General features: G+C 41.8%; 14 protein-coding genes. 10 read left to right on the top strand and 4 right to left on the bottom strand.

All coding sequences use genetic code 11. From position 1 onward, the window contains the following. Positions 1 to 227 precede the first annotated feature (227 nt). Entirely contained in the window at positions 228 to 698 is a 471-nt protein-coding gene (locus EG2_RS10260) for an arginine repressor (RefSeq protein WP_003126866.1), read from the bottom strand. 302 nt (positions 699 to 1,000) lie between these two features. Between EG2_RS10260 and rpsB the strand changes: the two genes are divergently transcribed. The 9 genes from rpsB to EG2_RS10215 all read left to right on the top strand — a co-directional run bounded on the left by rpsB (position 1,001) and on the right by EG2_RS10215 (position 13,912). After that, entirely contained in the window at positions 1,001 to 1,789 is a 789-nt protein-coding gene (gene rpsB / locus EG2_RS10255) for a 30S ribosomal protein S2 (RefSeq protein WP_003126867.1), read from the top strand. Between the two features lie 113 nt (positions 1,790 to 1,902). After that, complete coding sequence (gene tsf, locus EG2_RS10250) at positions 1,903 to 2,784, top strand: translation elongation factor Ts (RefSeq protein WP_005472197.1); 882 nt, start codon at positions 1,903 to 1,905, stop codon at positions 2,782 to 2,784. Positions 2,785 to 2,928: 144 nt separating this feature from the next. Continuing rightward, positions 2,929 to 3,651, top strand: coding sequence for a UMP kinase (pyrH, locus tag EG2_RS10245; protein ID WP_003126869.1), 723 nt, complete (start codon positions 2,929 to 2,931; stop codon positions 3,649 to 3,651). Between the two features lies 1 nt (position 3,652). Further along, on the top strand, positions 3,653 to 4,210 hold the full coding sequence (gene frr / locus EG2_RS10240; RefSeq protein ID WP_003126870.1) for a ribosome recycling factor: 558 nt from the start codon (positions 3,653 to 3,655) through the stop codon (positions 4,208 to 4,210). 163 nt (positions 4,211 to 4,373) lie between these two features. Next, a complete protein-coding gene (locus EG2_RS10235) occupies positions 4,374 to 5,171 on the top strand; it encodes an isoprenyl transferase (RefSeq protein ID WP_003126871.1) in 798 nt (265 codons plus the stop codon). Beyond that, positions 5,168 to 5,974, top strand: coding sequence for a phosphatidate cytidylyltransferase (locus EG2_RS10230; protein WP_060814675.1), 807 nt, complete (start codon positions 5,168 to 5,170; stop codon positions 5,972 to 5,974). Before EG2_RS10235 ends, EG2_RS10230 begins: the two co-directional genes overlap by 4 nt. 437 nt (positions 5,975 to 6,411) lie before the next feature. Continuing rightward, positions 6,412 to 7,680 (top strand): RIP metalloprotease RseP, encoded by a 1,269-nt coding sequence (gene rseP / locus EG2_RS10225; protein WP_060814674.1) that lies wholly within the window; start codon positions 6,412 to 6,414, stop codon positions 7,678 to 7,680. A 72-nt stretch (positions 7,681 to 7,752) separates the two neighbouring features. Then, entirely contained in the window at positions 7,753 to 9,456 is a 1,704-nt protein-coding gene (locus tag EG2_RS10220; RefSeq protein ID WP_060814673.1) for a proline--tRNA ligase, read from the top strand. A gap of 106 nt (positions 9,457 to 9,562) precedes the next feature. Continuing rightward, positions 9,563 to 13,912, top strand: coding sequence for a PolC-type DNA polymerase III (locus tag EG2_RS10215; protein WP_060814672.1), 4,350 nt, complete (start codon positions 9,563 to 9,565; stop codon positions 13,910 to 13,912). 113 nt (positions 13,913 to 14,025) lie between these two features. Here EG2_RS10215 and EG2_RS10210 read toward each other — a convergent pair whose 3' ends face one another. The 3 genes from EG2_RS10210 to EG2_RS10200 form a co-directional block, all read right to left on the bottom strand. Continuing rightward, entirely contained in the window at positions 14,026 to 14,967 is a 942-nt protein-coding gene (locus EG2_RS10210; protein ID WP_060814671.1) for an AEC family transporter, read from the bottom strand. 121 nt (positions 14,968 to 15,088) lie between these two features. After that, positions 15,089 to 16,018, bottom strand: a complete 930-nt coding sequence (gene yidC, locus EG2_RS10205) for a membrane protein insertase YidC (RefSeq protein WP_005472205.1) — start codon at positions 16,016 to 16,018, stop codon at positions 15,089 to 15,091. A gap of 112 nt (positions 16,019 to 16,130) precedes the next feature. Continuing rightward, positions 16,131 to 16,412, bottom strand: a complete 282-nt coding sequence (locus tag EG2_RS10200) for an acylphosphatase (protein WP_005472207.1) — start codon at positions 16,410 to 16,412, stop codon at positions 16,131 to 16,133. 109 nt (positions 16,413 to 16,521) lie between these two features. On the opposite strand from EG2_RS10200, the gene EG2_RS10195 reads away from it, so the two are divergent. Beyond that, positions 16,522 to 17,280 carry a TrmH family RNA methyltransferase gene (locus EG2_RS10195; RefSeq protein WP_060814670.1) on the top strand — a complete coding sequence of 253 codons (759 nt, stop codon included), beginning with the start codon at positions 16,522 to 16,524 and terminating at the stop codon, positions 17,278 to 17,280. Positions 17,281 to 17,302 lie beyond the last annotated feature (22 nt).

Genomic DNA, 17,302 nt, shown 5'->3' with positions numbered 1-17,302 from the left:
ATACGTCGTTAGACATAAAAAACTCCTTTCGATCTGATATGCGGTTGGTAGCCACTATTAGTATATCGAAAGGAGTTTTTTATCGCTAAAGCTATTTCGTCCACGCGTAGAAACGCGCGGTTTTTTTGTTTCGTACGCTACGCGAACGAAACTGACTAAAGTCAATAAATAAGAAAGATACCAACGGCAGCCCAAATGCTTGCCGTTGGTATCTTTTTTTCGATTCTTTAGAGAATGGCATGGGACTTGATATATTCAGTCAGCTTGATGGCATCTTCATTTGTACGGGAAATAACGGCTACTGTATCAAAGCCGGCGAGAGAACAAACTTTCTCAGGCATCGAAACTTCATCTAAAGCCGCTGCTAATAAAGGTGCATTGTCAGGGATCGTATTGATCAGCGTCATAAATTGAACACGATCCACTTTGGTGACGACATCTTCCAGCATATGGATCAGCCGTTGTTCTTCCGCTTTTTCATTTTCTTGAGTATTCATTCCTTGAAAGAGAACAAATTTTGTTTGTCCAGTCTCATCAGGCTGTTTGACGATTTTTAGATCACGGATATCGCGGGAGATCGTTGCCTGCGTAGCGGTTACTCCTTGTGCTTCGAGCAACTGCAGCAGTTCTTCTTGAGTTCCCACACTATGTTCTGCAATAATCTGTTTGATCAATAAATGCCGGTCGGATTTACGCATAAATAGACTCCTTTAATTGAATTCTTCAGCATTATCATAGCAGAAAAAGGATTAAAAACCTAGGCTTTAGTCAGACTGAACAGCCGTTGTTTGTAAGAAAAAAATGTGAAAGCAAATAGCTAGGTTTATGAGGAAAAGCAGTTGCAATTCTGTAGTAGCTACTGTATACTGTTTAAGGCGTGAGTTTTTTGACTCCGCAAATCCACATCTTGTTCCATCTGCGAAGCGGTGCTGATAATCAGTTCTTCGAAGAGCTAAAGAGCAAGAGAGGAAATCAAAAACCAAATTGGAGGAAACACATCATGGCAGTAATCTCAATGAAACAATTGCTAGAAGCCGGCGTACACTTTGGACACCAAACACGTCGCTGGAACCCAAAAATGAAGAAATATATCTTCACAGAAAGAAACGGTATCTACATCATCGACTTACAAAAAACTGTTAAGTTAGTAGATGCAGCATACGACTACATGAAAAACGTTGCTGAAGAAGGCGGAGTTGCTTTGTTCGTAGGAACAAAAAAACAAGCCCAAGAAGCAATCAAAGAAGAAGCAATCCGTTCAGGTCAATACTACGTAAACCATCGTTGGTTAGGTGGAACATTGACGAACTGGGAAACCATCCAAAAACGTGTTGCTCGCTTGAAACAAATCAACAAAATGGAAGAAGATGGCACATTTGATGTCCTTCCTAAAAAAGAAGTTGTTGGTTTGAACAAAGAACGCGAACGTCTTGAAAAATTCTTAGGCGGTATCGCTGATATGCCAAGAATTCCAGATGTAATGTACGTTGTTGACCCACGCAAAGAACGCATTGCGATCCAAGAAGCACGTAAATTAAATATCCCAATCGTAGCGATGGTTGATACAAACTGTGATCCAGATGAGATCGACGTAGTTATCCCATCAAACGATGATGCGATTCGTGCCGTTAAATTGATCACTGCTAAAATGGCAGATGCATTTATCGAAGGCAACCAAGGCGAAGACCAAGTAGTTGAAGAAGATTTTTCTGCTGAATCAACAGAAAATGCTACTTCAATCGAAGAAATCGTTGATGTTGTCGAAGGCGACAATGTATCAGCTGAATAAGAAATGATGGAGCTGTTTCAAAGGCTAGGCGCCAAGCCTCACTCTCCTTTGAAACAGCTTTTTTAAAAGGCAAGTTCAGGCTTGTTAAATGACATTTAGGAGGAAAACAAAAAATGGCAGAAGTAACAGCTAAATTAGTAAAAGAATTGCGCGACATGACTGGTGTAGGTATGATGGATGCAAAACGTGCCTTAGTTGAAGTCGAAGGAGATATCGAAAAAGCCGTTGATCTATTACGTGAAAAAGGAATGGCTAAAGCTGCAAAGAAAAATGATCGTATTGCTGCTGAAGGATTGGCATCTGTTGCTATCAACGGAAATGCTGCTGCAATCGTTGAAGTAAACTCTGAAACAGACTTCGTTTCTAAAAACGAAATGTTCCAAGATTTAGTTAAAGAAATCGCAGAAGTAATCGCTGCAAACAAACCTGCTGACATGGAAGCTGCTTTGCAGTTGGAAACATCAAAAGGTAAAATGGAAGCAGCATTGATCGAAGCAACTCAAGTTATCGGTGAAAAAATCAGCTTCCGTCGTTTTGAAGTTGTTGAAAAAGATGATAACTCTGCTTTCGGTGGCTACTTGCACATGGGCGGACGTATCGCTGTCTTGACTGTTCTTGAAGGAACAACAGACGAATCAGTTGCAAAAGATGTCGCTATGCACGTTGCTGCAATCAATCCTCGCTATGTGAATGAATCTCAAATCTCACAAGAAGAATTGGATCACGAAAAACAAGTTTTAACTGAACAAGCATTGAACGAAGGCAAACCAGCCAATATCGTTGAAAAAATGGTTGAAGGCCGTTTGAAAAAATTCAAAGCAGAAATCGCTTTGGTTGACCAACCATTCGTTAAAGATCCTGACATGACTGTTGAAAAATTTGTTGCTTCAAAAGGCGCAACAGTGAAATCATTTGTTCGTTTTGAAGTCGGCGAAGGTATCGAAAAACGCGAAGATAACTTTGTAGAAGAAGTTATGAGCCAAGTCAAAAAATAATTCTGTTCCTCGAACAGATGGGAACGCATGGAAGTGCGCTCCCTTTTTTTAAGCAAAAACCGATTTTCAAAAAAATTGCACAAATTCAAACAGAATGGCGCCAATATGCTACAATAGTATTGGAGAATGTACGGAGGAATCATCATGGGTAAACCAAAATATCAACGTGTTGTGTTAAAATTGAGCGGCGAAGCATTGGCAGGGGATGAAGGATTTGGTATCAAACCGCCAACGATCCAAGAAATCGTCAAAGAGATCAAAGAAGTCCATGAACTTGGTGTTGAAATGGCGATCGTAGTAGGTGGCGGTAACATTTGGCGTGGTCAGATCGGTGCACAAATGGGCATGGAACGAGCGCAAGCAGACTATATGGGAATGTTGGCAACTGTCATGAATGCATTGGCGTTGCAAGACACTCTTGAGAACGCTGGCGTACCGACTCGCGTCCAAACATCAATCGAAATGCGCCAAATCGCAGAACCTTATATTCGCCGTCGGGCAGAACGTCATCTAGAAAAAGGGCGTGTAGTGATCTTTGCTGGCGGCACAGGGAATCCTTATTTCTCAACAGATACGACGGCTGCCTTAAGAGCGGCTGAAATCAATGCAGATGTGATCTTGATGGCAAAAAATAACGTCGATGGTGTCTACTCAGCAGATCCAAAAATCGATCAAAGTGCAGTGAAGTTTGAAGAACTTACTCATCTAGAAGTGATTTCGAAAGGATTGCAAGTCATGGATTCCACTGCAAGCTCATTAAGCATGGATAATGATATTCCGTTAGTTGTCTTTAACTTAAATGAACAAGGAAATATTCGCCGTGCAATCTTAGGAGAACATATTGGAACGACAGTAAGGGGGAAATAGAATGGCTGACAAAATTTTAACAGAAGCAAAAGATAAAATGAAAAAAGCAGCAGAAAACTTGCAGCGCGAGTTAGGACAAATTCGTGCTGGCCGTGCGAACGCAAGTATTTTAGACCGTGTGATGGTAACCTACTATGGTGTTCCAACACCGCTAAATCAAATGGCATCAATCACGATTCCTGAAGCGCGTATTTTGATGATTACGCCTTTCGACAAAACAATGATCCAAGAAGTCGAAAAAGCGATCATGCAAAGCGATATCGGTATCACACCTGCTAATGATGGTACAGTAATCCGTTTAGTTATTCCGCAATTGACGGAAGAGCGCCGGAAAGAATTGGCAAAAGATGTGAAAAAAGAAGCGGAGAACGCGAAAATTGCTGTCCGTAATATCCGTCGTGATGCGATGGATGCTTACAAGAAGCAAGAAAAATCTGGCGATATCACGGTCGATGATTTGAGAGAATCAGAAAAAGAAGTTCAAACATTGACAGACAACAGTATCAAAGAAATCGATCAGATCGCAGCTGAAAAAGAACAAGAATTATTAGAAGTATAAGAAACAGGGGCGCACAAGCGCCCTTTTTTTATTCCTAACAAAGAGAAAATGTTTTTGTTTTTCTTTAATATAGATTTCTTTTTTTACTTTTCATAGGCAAGAAATATGATTATTGTTATAATGAAAAAGATGAATTTTACGAAATGGAAGAGGAGCGAATCATATGTTGCGTTTTTTTCCACAAAAAGACAAATATGTTAAGGAAGAAACTGAATACGAACTTGATCCGGCATTACCTGTGCCTCAGCATATCGCGATCATTATGGACGGAAATGGCCGCTGGGCACAGAATCGGCGTTTACCGCGAGTGGCAGGGCACAAAGAAGGGATGGAGACAGTGAAGACGATCACGACCCATGCCTCGCGGCTTGGAGTCAAAGTCTTGACATTGTACGCATTCTCAACGGAAAATTGGAAACGACCAAATGAAGAAGTCGATTACTTGATGCAATTACCAGTTGATTTTTTTGACACGTTTGTACCAGAGTTGATCAAAGAAAATGTGAAGGTCCATGTGATGGGCTTTACCGAATATTTGCCTGCTCACACTCAAGATGCTGTCAATCGTGCCATCGAACAGACCAAGGAGAATACAGGAATGGTCCTGAATTTCGCTTTGAACTATGGCAGTCGTGCTGAAATGCTGCAGGCGATCCAAAAGCTGTATGAAGAACTAGACCACACACAGGAGACGGTGGAAATCACCGAAGAAATGATGGATCAGCATCTCATGACTGGTTTCTTGCCTGCTGCACTTCGCGATCCTGAATTGGTGATTCGAACGAGTGGTGAAGAACGGATCAGTAATTTTCTTCTTTGGCAAATTGCTTATAGCGAGCTCTTTTTCACTAAAGCATTGTGGCCTGACTTTGATGCCCAATTGTTAGAAGCTGCCATCGGCAGTTTTCAACAGCGAAATCGGCGTTTTGGCGGGTTGAACAAGAAGGAGGACAAAAAGTGAAACAACGTGTGATCACCGCAGTGGTGGCATTAGCATTTTTTTTACCAGTTATTTATGTCGGTGGAATAGCCATCGAGTTGACGGCAGCTTTACTTGCCGGAATTGGTGTGTTTGAATTATTTCGAATGAAAGGACTAGCGGTTCTCAGTTTTGAAGGGGTTTTATCGATTCTTGGGGCTGTGATCTTAGTCTTACCTAAAGATCCTTGGTTTGCTTTCTTACCAGCAAATACAGATAAAAGTGCCTTGTTTTATCTGATTGTCTTGTTGTTGCTAGGGATCGCTGTCGTTTCCAAAAATATGTACACCATTGATGAGGCAGGTTTCCCCGTTTTAGTCAGTTTGTATGTGGGTGTCGGCTTTGAACGTTTCTTGACGGCTAGATTAGTACCAAACGGATTAGTTGTGCTGATTTTTGGCTTGTTTATTGTTTGGGCGACAGATATTGGTGCTTATATGGTTGGCCGCCGATTCGGCGCACATAAGCTATGGCCGGAGATCTCACCGAACAAGACCATTGAAGGGGCATTGGGCGGAATTGTGTCGGCAGTCGTTGTGGCAGCTCTTTATTTGTTGGCATTCCCAGGCAACGATTACTTTGGCCATGGAAGTCTGATCATGATCGTATTGACGATTATTTTTTCGATTGCTGGTCAGTTTGGTGACCTTGTCGAATCAGCTATCAAGCGGCACTATGGAGTAAAAGATTCAGGCAATATTTTGCCTGGTCACGGCGGGATTCTTGATCGTTTTGACAGTATGCTGTTTGTTTTTCCGATCATGTACTTATTAGGTGTTTTCTAAAGCAATCATTTAGTTAGCCTAGATAAACGAGCAATAATCACTTGCTTGACTAGATAAATGCTAGGTCATTAATTTGTTTGATCAGCTCCGCAGAAAGAAGACAATTTTTAACCTCATTTTAACCTTATTTCAACCTCTAAATGAAGCCTGTTTTCACGGGACTGAACATTTAGAGGTTTTTTAGTTCTCGACTATTTGGCGGTTGAGGCTTTTTTGACGGACCACTGTGAAGAATGCGAGGATAAGGAAAAAAGAACACTCTTCCTGTTAAGAAATGTGTTGTGAGAAAGAGCCACAGTCTTTTTATGCGTGTTAGAGTTTGGTTCTTTAAATTCTTGTTACAATAACGCCGGAAGTTCCTCATTAGGTGTGGGTGTGATAAAATAAAGAAAGGTTTCCCCTTTAGCAAGAGGGAACAGTGAAAGCGAGGAAACAGAATGAAAACGATTCTTGTGTTTATTATCATATTTTCTGTTGTGGTCGTAATCCACGAATTTGGACACTACTTCTTTGCCAAACGTGCAGGGATTTTAGTTCGGGAATTTGCCATTGGAATGGGTCCAAAGCTTTTTGCCCACCAAGGAAAAGATGGAACGACTTACACGATTCGAATGTTGCCATTAGGTGGCTATGTTCAAATGGCAGGCTGGGGTGAAGATGAGACAGAGCTGACGCCAGGTATGCCGATTTCACTTGTGCAAGACAAGGATGGAAAAGTCATCAAGATCAATACTAGCAAAAAGGTGCAGTTGCCTCATGCGATTCCGATGGAAGTGGTAGACTTTGATCTCGAAGAAAAGTTAACGATTGCAGGGTACATCAATGGAAATGAACAAGAAAAAGTTGCTTATGCGGTCGATCATGATGCAACCATTATTCATGAAGACGGTGTTGAAGTAAGGATTGCACCGAAAGATGTTCAATTTCAGTCAGCGAAACTTTGGCAGCGAATGTTGACCAATTTTGCTGGACCGATGAATAACTTCATCTTAGCTTTTGTTTTATTCACAGGGTTAGTGTTTGCACAGGGTGGTGTACAAGATGTGAATACGACCAGCATCTCTGGTATCCAAAGTGGTTCACCAGCCGCTGAGGCAGGCTTGAAAGATGGCGATGAGATCTTAGCAGTCAATGGCAAGACAGTATCCAACTGGCAGGAATTGAGCAGTGAGATCCAAAATTATCCTGACACGAAGATCCCCCTTGAAGTGAAGCGGGGAAGTGATACATTAACGATTGAAGCAACGCCAGAAGGGAAATCTTCTGAAGGAGAAAAAGTAGGATTTATGGGAATCAGTCCTGGCTTGAAAACAAGTCTTGGGGACAAGCTATTAGGTGGCTTGAAATTGACCTTCAACAATGCTTTACTGATTTTCCGAGCTGTCGGTAATTTGATCGTACAACCAGATCTGGACAAATTAGGCGGTCCGGTGGCCATTTTTCAATTGTCCTCACAAGCAGCCTCACAAGGGGTAGCCTCTGTCGTCATGATGATGGCGGCGATCTCCATCAACTTAGGAATCTTCAATTTGTTGCCTATTCCAGGGTTGGATGGCGGCAAACTCGTTTTGAACATTCTTGAAGGTGTCCGAGGTAAACCGATCAGTCAAGAAAAAGAAGGAATCATCACGTTAATTGGGTTTGGTTTTTTGATGTTGCTGATGGTGTTAGTGACTTGGAATGATATTCAGCGCTTTTTCTTTTGATTAGAGGAGCAACTGATATGGGCCAAGCAGGGTGTATGGTATAGCAAAGTGTTTGCAGCAAAGGAGAAAAAAATGAAGCAGTCGAAACTGTTTATTCCGACATTGCGGGAAATACCAAGTGATGCGGAAACATTGAGTCATCAACTTTTAGTTAGAGCCGGTTATATTCGGCAGGTGGCAGCAGGCATCTACATGTATTTGCCTTTAGCCCAGCGGGTGTTGGAGAAAATCAAAAAATTGATGCGGGAAGAATTAGCTAAAATTGATGCAGTAGAAATGACGATGCCAGTTTTATTGCCCTTGGAACTATGGCAAAGTACTGGGCGAGATGGGCTTTATGGACGCTCACTGTATCAGTTAACGGATCGAAACGAGCGGGAGTATGTGTTGGGGCCAACCCATGAAGAGCCTTTTACGGAATTGATCAAAAGTGAGATCTCTTCCTACAAACGTCTGCCGATCAGTTTGTATCAGATTCAGTCAAAATACCGAGACGAACAACGTCCGCGCTTCGGTTTGATTCGCAGTCGCGAATTCATCATGCAAGACGGCTACTCATTTCATGCCGATGCGTCAAGTTTAGATAGGACTTATCGCCGGTATGAAGCAGCCTATCACGCAATTTTGCAGCGTTGTGGGCTGGAGTATCGCGCAGTGATTGGTGATAACGGTCTGATGGGAGGCCATGATTCAAAAGAATTCATGGCGCTGTCGCAGATTGGAGAAGAACTGATTTGCTACTCAACGGAAAGCGACTACGTGGCGAATTGGAAAATGGCCACAAGTTTGTATGTATCAAAGAAATCTCACGAAACCTTTCTTGAGCGCGCAGAGTTGCAGGTTGATCCATCTTATTCTCTGGAAGAAGTAGCTGCAGCTTGTGAGAGTGACTTGACTAAGATCGTTCAGTCCTTTCTTTTGTTTGCTGATGGAGAACCGGTCATGGTTCTTCTTCGTGGCGATCATCAATTGAACGAAGCAAAAGTCAAAAATTTTCTAGAAGCCGATCAATTGAAAATAGCTACACCAGAAGAATTACGTTGCCATCTGCAAACTGAAGCAATCAGTCCAATTGCGCTGTCGGAAAATGTCCGCTTATATGCTGATCAGCATGTACAAGATTTAGCAAATGTGATCGTCTTTGGGAATCAACCGGGCCATTACTATCAAAACGCAAATGTAGGGCGAGATTTTTCCCCATTGGCATTTGCTGATTTTCGATTGGTGCAAGAAGGTGATCCTTCTCCAGATGGCAAAGGGGTCCTAACTTTCACACGAGGAATCGAAGTTGGCCACATTTTCAAGCTAGGAACCAAATACAGTGAAAGACTTGGTGCGACAGTTGTCGATGAGAACGGTCAGGAGACGCCAGTCATGATGGGGTGTTATGGCATCGGTGTATCTCGTCTTCTATCAACAATCGTTGAACAGCACGGCAATGAAGAGGGAATCGATTGGCCGAAAGAGATTGCACCCTATGATATCCATATTATTCAAACCACCATGGAAGACTCGTATCAAACTGCTTTGTGCGAGGAAGTAGAGCAAGCGATGCTTGCTGTCGGTTATGAAGTTTTAGTAGATGATCGGAACGAACGTGCTGGTGTCAAATTTGCGGATGCGGATTTGATAGGCTGTCCGATTCGATTGACTATCGGCAACAAAGCGACAGAAGGGATTGTCGAAATAAAAATCAAACACACAAATGCAACCGTTGAAGTTCGTAAAGAGGAAGTGGCTACGACATTAACGATCTTGTTGACTGCATCTGAATAATCCGTGACAAAAATCGAGGAAGGGGGAGCCCTTTCTCGATTTTTTAATGAAAGACAAAAGAAAAAGAGGTATACTAATTAATACTGAGAAAAAGGAGGATGGTCAATTGTCAAAAGAAAGAGAGACCTTTGAGATCTTATTAGAGCAAATCAATGCTGGTCCTAATTTACGCCAACATCCTTTGATACAGACCGCTCAAATCAAACAAGTCGTGGTCCATCGCCAGTCAAAAGCTTGGACATTTTACTTGCAGTTTGATGCATTGCTACCCGTTATGGTCTATCAATCGTTCAAACAACATTTGGAACTGGCCTTTAAGGAAATCGCTGCGGTGCGAATGATCATTGAAGCCAAGGATAATGCCTTCGATCAACAACTGATCCAAGAGTACTGGCCATTGGCACTCGCAAATCAAAACTGTGATCGTCCGCTAGTACAGCAAGTCATTAAGAATCAGCTACCGGTAGTGAATGAGAAAAAAGTGATCCTGCCTGTTACCAATGAAGCGGTAATCGCGATTTTGCAGCAACAATATTTACCAATCATTGAAGAAAACTATCAAACATTTGGTTTTCAAAAATTTCGTATCATTCCTGAAATGGATGCCGAACAAGCAGAAGAAGCTTTAAAAGAATTGGAAGCTCGTAAAGAAGAACAGACTGCTGCTTTCCAATTACAGGCTGCTGAGAACTTGATCGCCCATGAACAGCGGAAAAAAGAAGTGAAAGCTGTTGAATTTGACGGTCCGATTGCATTGGGAAGGAATATTCCAGCCGATGAACCCGTTACCCCAATGATTAACATCATTGAAGAAGAACGCCGTGTGACGATCCAAGGTTATGTCTTTGATAAAGAAGTTCGGGAATTACGTTCAAAGCGGAAGATCTTGATTCTGAAAATTACGGATTATACGTCATCTTTCAGTGTCAAAAAATTCTCCAACAATGAAAAAGATGAACAAATCTTTGAGGCAATCGCCAAAGGCAGCTGGGTAAAAGTTCGCGGAAGCGTGCAGGAAGATACCTTTATGCGAGATCTTGTTATGAATGCTCAAGACTTGATTGAGGTAAAACACGAGATTCGGAAAGACTATGCACCTGAAGGAGAAAAACGGGTGGAACTCCATCTTCATTCAAATATGAGTACGATGGATGCCACGAATAATATCAGTGATTTAGTCGCACAAGCTGGAAAATGGGGACATAAGGCGATCGCTATTACGGACCATGGTGGCGCGCAAGCTTTCCCAGATGCCCATCATGCGGGTGAAAAAGCTGGTGTTAAGATTTTATATGGGGTTGAAGCCAATATCGTTGATGATGGCGTTGCAGTAGCCTATAATCCTAAACCAGTTCCTTTGACGGATGCAACGTATATTGTGTTTGACGTGGAAACGACGGGGCTATCTGCTGTTTATGATACAATCATCGAATTAGCGGCTGTCCGCATGCATAAAGGCAATGTGGAAGGCTCATTTGATGAATTCATTGATCCAGGACACCCATTGTCTCGCACCACCGTAGAGCTTACAGGGATCACCGATGAAATGGTTCGCGGTTCTAAATCAGAAGAAGAAGTATTGCGACTCTTTAGAGAGTTTTCTGAAGGAGCAATCTTGGTTGCCCACAATGCTTCTTTCGATATGGGCTTTTTAAATACGAGTTATCGAAAATATGGGATTCCAGAAGCCGAAAATCCAGTTATTGATACATTGGAACTGGCACGTTACTTATATCCTGAGTTTAAACGTTTTGGTCTAGGCGTCTTATCTAAAAAATTCGGCGTCAGCTTAGAACAACATCACCGAGCAATCTATGATGCGGAAGCCACGGGCCATTTAGCTTGGATCTTTGTCAAAGAAGCGATGGAAAAGCATGACATGCTGCTGCATGAAGACTTGAACCGCCATGTGGGAGGAGAGAACTCTTTCAAAGCGGCGCGACCATTCCATGCGACGATCTTGGCGAAGACGCAAGCCGGATTAAAAAATTTATTTAAATTGATCTCGATGTCGAACGTGAAATATTTCCATGACAAAGTCCCGAGAATTCCTCGCTCGGAATTGGTGAAGCTGCGGGAAGGATTACTTGTAGGAACCGCCTGTGACAAGGGAGAAGTCTTTGTCGCAATGATGCAAAAAGGGGTGGATGCTGCCCGTAAATTATCAGAGTTCTACGATTATATTGAAGTCATGCCCAAAGAAGTATACGCTCATTTGATTGAAACCGAACTTGTTAAGAATGAATCAGACCTAGAAGACATTATTCGCAATCTGATCGAGATTGGGAACGAATTAGGCAAAGTGGTGGTAGCTACAGGGAATGTTCATTATTTGAATGAAGAAGATGCGATCTATCGTAAGATTTTGATCAATTCAATGGGGGGAGCCAATCCTCTGAATCGCCATAGTCTCCCAGCTGTTCACTTTCGGACGACAGATGAGATGCTGACCGCTTTTCAATTTTTAGGACCAGATACAGCCAAAGAAATCGTCGTGACGAACCCTAACAAAATTGCGGATATGTGTGAAAAGGTCATTCCAGTCAAGGATGATTTGTATACGCCAAAAATCCCAGGTTCCGAACAAGAAATCACAGATCTAAGTTACAATCGTGCCAAAGAATTATATGGGGATCCTTTGCCTGAGATCGTTGAAAAGCGATTGAAAAAAGAATTAGATTCCATTATCGGAAATGGCTTTTCCGTGATTTACCTGATCTCCCAAAAACTGGTACACAAGAGCAATGAAGATGGCTACTTGGTGGGCTCACGGGGATCTGTCGGTTCCAGTTTTGTCGCAACGATGACGGGGATCACTGAAGTGAATCCATTAGCCCCTCATTATTATTGTCCGGACTGTCAGTACTCGGAGTTTTATGAGGACGGGTCATATGGTTCTGGCTATGATATGCCAGAAAAAAAATGTCCTAAATGCGGCACACGTCTAAATAAAGATGGACATGATATCCCATTTGAAACGTTCTTAGGTTTCCATGGAGATAAGGTCCCCGATATCGATTTGAACTTCTCTGGGGAATACCAGCCCGAAGCGCACAATTATACGAAGGTTCTTTTCGGAGAAGATTATGTTTACCGTGCAGGAACGATCGGTACGGTAGCAGACAAAACCGCATTCGGTTTTGTAAAAGGGTTTGAGCGGGATCACAATCTTCATTATCGTGCAGCAGAAGTGGACCGGTTGGCCAAAGGAGCTACCGGAGTGAAGCGTACCACCGGACAGCATCCAGGGGGGATCATTGTAATCCCCGATTATATGGATGTCTATGATTTCACACCGATTCAATACCCAGCCGATGATATGAATTCTGAATGGAAGACGACACACTTTGATTTCCACTCGATCCATGACAACATTTTGAAACTGGATATTTTAGGACATGATGATCCGACAGTGATTCGGATGTTACAGGACTTATCTGGAATTGATCCAAAAACGATCCCTACCGATGATCCAGAAGTTATGCGTATTTTTGGCGGAACGGATGTTTTAGGTGTAACAGAAGAGCAAATTTATTCTAAAACTGGTACCTTAGGGATTCCTGAATTTGGGACCCGTTTCGTACGGGGGATGTTGGAACAGACCCATCCGTCCACCTTCGCAGAGTTGTTGCAGATTTCAGGACTTTCCCACGGAACGGATGTTTGGCTGGGAAATGCCGAGGAACTGATTCGGCGCGGTGATGCCAACTTGGCAGAAGTCATTGGTTGTCGGGATGACATCATGGTCTATCTGATCCATGCAGGATTAGATGACGGTATGGCTTTCAAAATCATGGAGACGGTTCGTAAAGGACAATGGAACAAGATCCCGGATGATTTGCGAGATACGTATCTGCAAGCGATGCGGGAAAATAATGTTCCTGAATGGTATATCGATTCTTGTTCTAAGATCAAGTATATGTTCCCAAAAGCCCATGCGGCAGCCTATGTATTGATGGCATTGCGGGTCGCTTACTTCAAAGTATATTTCCCAATTCTGTATTACTGTGCCTATTTCTCTGTTCGTGCGGACGACTTTGATTTGATCGCCATGTCAAAAGGCAAAGAAGCGGTAAAAGAGCGGATGCAAGAAATCAATGACAAAGGCATGGATGCATCGACAAAAGAAAAAAACTTGCTGACTGTTTTAGAATTGGCCAATGAAATGTTGGAAAGAGGCTATGAATTTGGCATGATCGATTTGTATAAATCGGATGCTGAGAATTTTGTGATCGATGGCAACAAGCTGATCGCACCATTTCGAGCTGTACCAAGTTTGGGTCTAAACGTAGCCAAACAAATCTGTGAAGCGCGTAAAGATGGTCCGTTCTTGTCCAAAGAAGATTTGGCCAACCGAGGAAAAGTTTCCAAAACATTGATCGAATATATGACAGACAATGGTGTCTTGAAAGATTTACCGGATGAAAATCAATTGTCGTTGTTTGATATGCTATAAGGAAGAAATATATTATTAACTATAAAAACGATTCGCAGGCACTATCTTTCTCAGAAATGATAGGTCCTGCGAATCGTTTTTTTGTTTTTATACATCGACACTTTTGCTGCATGTCATAATAAAACCATCAACAATAATGGAATGTAAATCATATAAATCAAAACGGAGTAGCCTAATGAAGAAGCAGCAAACTCTTCATCTCCTTGGTAATTTCTAACTAGGATCGGCACAGAATTTTGAACAGGCATCGATGCTTGGATGATAAAGACTTGCAGCATCAATGAAGGAACCTGTATCCATTGACCAATCAGCCACACGATCAATGGAGAGAGGAGAAAACGACCTGCGAGCACGCCGGCAAGATCCTTGGTCATACGTAAATTCTTGATACCACTATAGTAAACGATGATCCCAATAATGAACATGGAAAGAGGCGTAGTCAACTCAGAAAGATAGCCTCCTAGACCTGCAATAAATTTCGGTAAAGGAAAATCGAAGAGCATCCAGATCAATCCAATAATAAACCCAATCAATGCAGGAGAGAAGATTTTTTTCAACACAACTAAAGGGTGAAAGGAGACTTTTGCTTCTTCGAAACTAGGGCTATCTCGAGCGATTTCATAGATCCCAACCGTCCAAAACAAACTAGTGTTGACAATATAATAAAGCAAGACATAAGGCACAGCCTTTTCGCCAAAAATAGCCAGGTTGATCGGTAATCCAATAAAAATTGTATTGGAAAAAGTAAACATGGTGGAGAAGGATCCATGATGAGTGGGAGCTACTTGAAAGAAACGCTGCCAAAGTTTACTGATCCCATAAGTAATGACAATGGATAATAATGGAATGATCATTCCAGAAAACAATGAAAGGAATTCGTCGCGGGTAAAATTCTTGATGATATTCAAAAACATACTTGCCGGCAGCGAGAGATTCAAAACAAGTTTTGAAAAGGTATCTGCTGTACGATTTGAGAACCATTGTTTAAAAGACAACCAGTAGCCAATAAACATCAAACTAAAAATCACAAAAATATTGCTATATGCTTGGAACATGAACTCACCTCTCTTTCACTATAGCGAATCTTGATTCCATAATCAATTCAATCAGAAAAGAATACCCCAAAAAAGCAATCAAAAAAACTATGACCGAGAAGAGTCGGTCATAGTTCTAAATTTATTTTCGTTGTTGTTTGCCAGCATTACGGCCTTTTGCATTTTTATGATTCAAGTTTTTTGGCGTTGTAGGCTGCGTCTGCTGCGTAGGAGTGACATCTTTACGAGGCGTCACGACCGTTTTAGGCGGATTGGCTTTCATTTCCGCTTCAACTTGCGCACGAATCTTAGGTTTCATGATGACATTTGTAATAAAGGTTTGCAGGCAGCTGAAGACCCCGCCGACAACCCAGTACAACGTTACACCAGCAGGTGCACTTAGCGACATGAAGACGATCATTAATGGCGAAACGATCAACATTGTTTTCATCGTTTTTTTCTGTTCTTCTGGGATTCCAATGGTTGAAATATATCCTTGTATGAGATACGAAATACCAGCAATGGCTACAAATAGGAAACTTGGTTGTCCTAAGGAGATCCCAAAGAATTCCGAATTTTGAATCCCTTGTGTGTAACGAGCAGTAAAATACAAGGCTGAAAATATTGGCATCTGAATCAGCAGCGGCAAGCAACCGATTCCGCCAAACATGCTGACATTATTTTCAGAATAAATTTTTTGCATATCTGCTTGTGCTTGCATTTGTTCTTCACGAGTGGTCGCTTTTTTCAAGTTGGCTTGTGCGATATCTACCTGCGGTTTCAAGAACTGCATTTTTTCACTTTGGATCATCGTTTTCTTCGATTGATGGATCCCAAGCGGTAAGATAATGAGGCGTACAACGATTGTCACAGCGATAATTGCCCAACCATAAGACCAATCGAAGTTTTCTACCAGCATGGTGATCAAATTACCTAATGGTTTCACTAAGAAACGATAGATCATGCCGTTTTCATTCGGTGTTCCATCAGAGTTTGTGCTGACACATCCGGACAAAGTCAGTAAAAGTCCTAACAATCCAGACGAGAGCAGCCATTTATTCATTTTTGACATTCTTTTCTTCCTCTTCACTATAAATTTAGACAAAAATAACTATACTAAAAAAGACCGACTATTTCAATGTACAAAAGGAAATTCATTGAAAAATCAATCTTTCGTCGTAGATTTAGTAACCATATTCAACATCAAAACTTGTTCTTTCCTTAATAGAAGGATCTTCTTGGATCTTTGTACTTGTCACTTTACCAGAAGGAGACGGTGAATCTTTGACCGCTTCAACAAAAGCGTCTACCTGTTTCTCTTCGCCGATAGCTTCGATCGTTACTGAACCATCAGATTCATTTTTGACGGATCCTTGGATCCCCATCCGGTCCGCTAATAATTTTGTCGTGTAACGAAAACCGACTCCTTGGACTCGGCCTTGAACTTGAATGCGTATTTTTTTCATCAAATCATCCCTCGTTTCAGTCAACCTCTATGGTATATGATAGCGTTTTTCTAACGAAAGAACAAGTTTCATCCTTTGACTCATGCTATAATGAGGCGAGGTGAACAGGATGAGGGAAATTCTTTCAAAAAAAAATACATTGATCAAAGAGGTCAAAAAACTCGCACAAAAAAAATACCGCAATCAAACCAATACCTATATAATCGACGGTTGGCATTTGGTACAAGAAGCCATTGCAGCATCAGCAACGATCAATTATCTATTTGTTACTGATAAAGGAATCCAAGAAACCGGCGATCAGTTAAAAGACTATCAAGACAAAGTATTTCGTATCTCCGATGAAGTAGCTGCTTTTCTATCAGATTTACCAACACCCCAAGGGATCTTTGCAGTGATCGAAAAAGAGACGGTTCAAGAAACGATTCATGGAAATTGGCTGATTTTAGATAATGTCCAGGATCCAGGGAATGTTGGGACCATGATTCGTACAGCCGATGCTGCGGGTTTTGCTGGGGTCTTTTTAGGAACCGGCACAGCTGATCGTTACAACACAAAAGTCTTGCGTAGTATGCAAGGCAGCAACTTTCATTTACCGATCCTTGAAGGGGATGTGCCAGCATTCATCCAAAATTTAAAAGCCCAAGGGACTGCTATTTACGGGACTGAATTGAATAAAGAGGCGGTTTCTTATACGGATTTACCTAAGAAAGGCACAGCTGCGTTTATTTTAGGGAACGAAGGACAAGGCGTCCATCCAGATATTTTAGCGTTGACCGATCAAAATGTCTATATTCCTATCTATGGGCAGGCAGAATCACTGAATGTAGCTATTGCTGCTGGTATTTTGATGTACTTTTTTGTCAGTTAGACTTTTTTAAGGAACTGTTAAA

It is taken from the genome of Enterococcus gallinarum NBRC 100675 (genome assembly GCF_001544275.1).
Lineage (GTDB): Bacteria > Bacillota > Bacilli > Lactobacillales > Enterococcaceae > Enterococcus_D > Enterococcus_D gallinarum.
The sequence above is the reverse complement of the archived record's forward strand: the minus strand, read 5'-3'. Positions and strand labels throughout refer to the sequence as shown.

Coding starts and splice junctions, on each gene's coding strand:
- rseP (WP_060814674.1), top strand. CDS start 6,412: ATGAAAACGATTCTTGTGTTTATTATCATATTTTCTGTTGTGGTCGTA.
- pyrH (WP_003126869.1), top strand. CDS start 2,929: ATGGGTAAACCAAAATATCAACGTGTTGTGTTAAAATTGAGCGGCGAA.
- frr (WP_003126870.1), top strand. CDS start 3,653: ATGGCTGACAAAATTTTAACAGAAGCAAAAGATAAAATGAAAAAAGCA.
- EG2_RS10260 (WP_003126866.1), bottom strand. CDS start 698: ATGCGTAAATCCGACCGGCATTTATTGATCAAACAGATTATTGCAGAA.
- EG2_RS10210 (WP_060814671.1), bottom strand. CDS start 14,967: ATGTTCCAAGCATATAGCAATATTTTTGTGATTTTTAGTTTGATGTTT.
- EG2_RS10195 (WP_060814670.1), top strand. CDS start 16,522: ATGAGGGAAATTCTTTCAAAAAAAAATACATTGATCAAAGAGGTCAAA.
- EG2_RS10220 (WP_060814673.1), top strand. CDS start 7,753: ATGAAGCAGTCGAAACTGTTTATTCCGACATTGCGGGAAATACCAAGT.
- EG2_RS10235 (WP_003126871.1), top strand. CDS start 4,374: ATGTTGCGTTTTTTTCCACAAAAAGACAAATATGTTAAGGAAGAAACT.
- EG2_RS10200 (WP_005472207.1), bottom strand. CDS start 16,412: ATGAAAAAAATACGCATTCAAGTTCAAGGCCGAGTCCAAGGAGTCGGT.
- yidC (WP_005472205.1), bottom strand. CDS start 16,018: ATGTCAAAAATGAATAAATGGCTGCTCTCGTCTGGATTGTTAGGACTT.
- tsf (WP_005472197.1), top strand. CDS start 1,903: ATGGCAGAAGTAACAGCTAAATTAGTAAAAGAATTGCGCGACATGACT.
- rpsB (WP_003126867.1), top strand. CDS start 1,001: ATGGCAGTAATCTCAATGAAACAATTGCTAGAAGCCGGCGTACACTTT.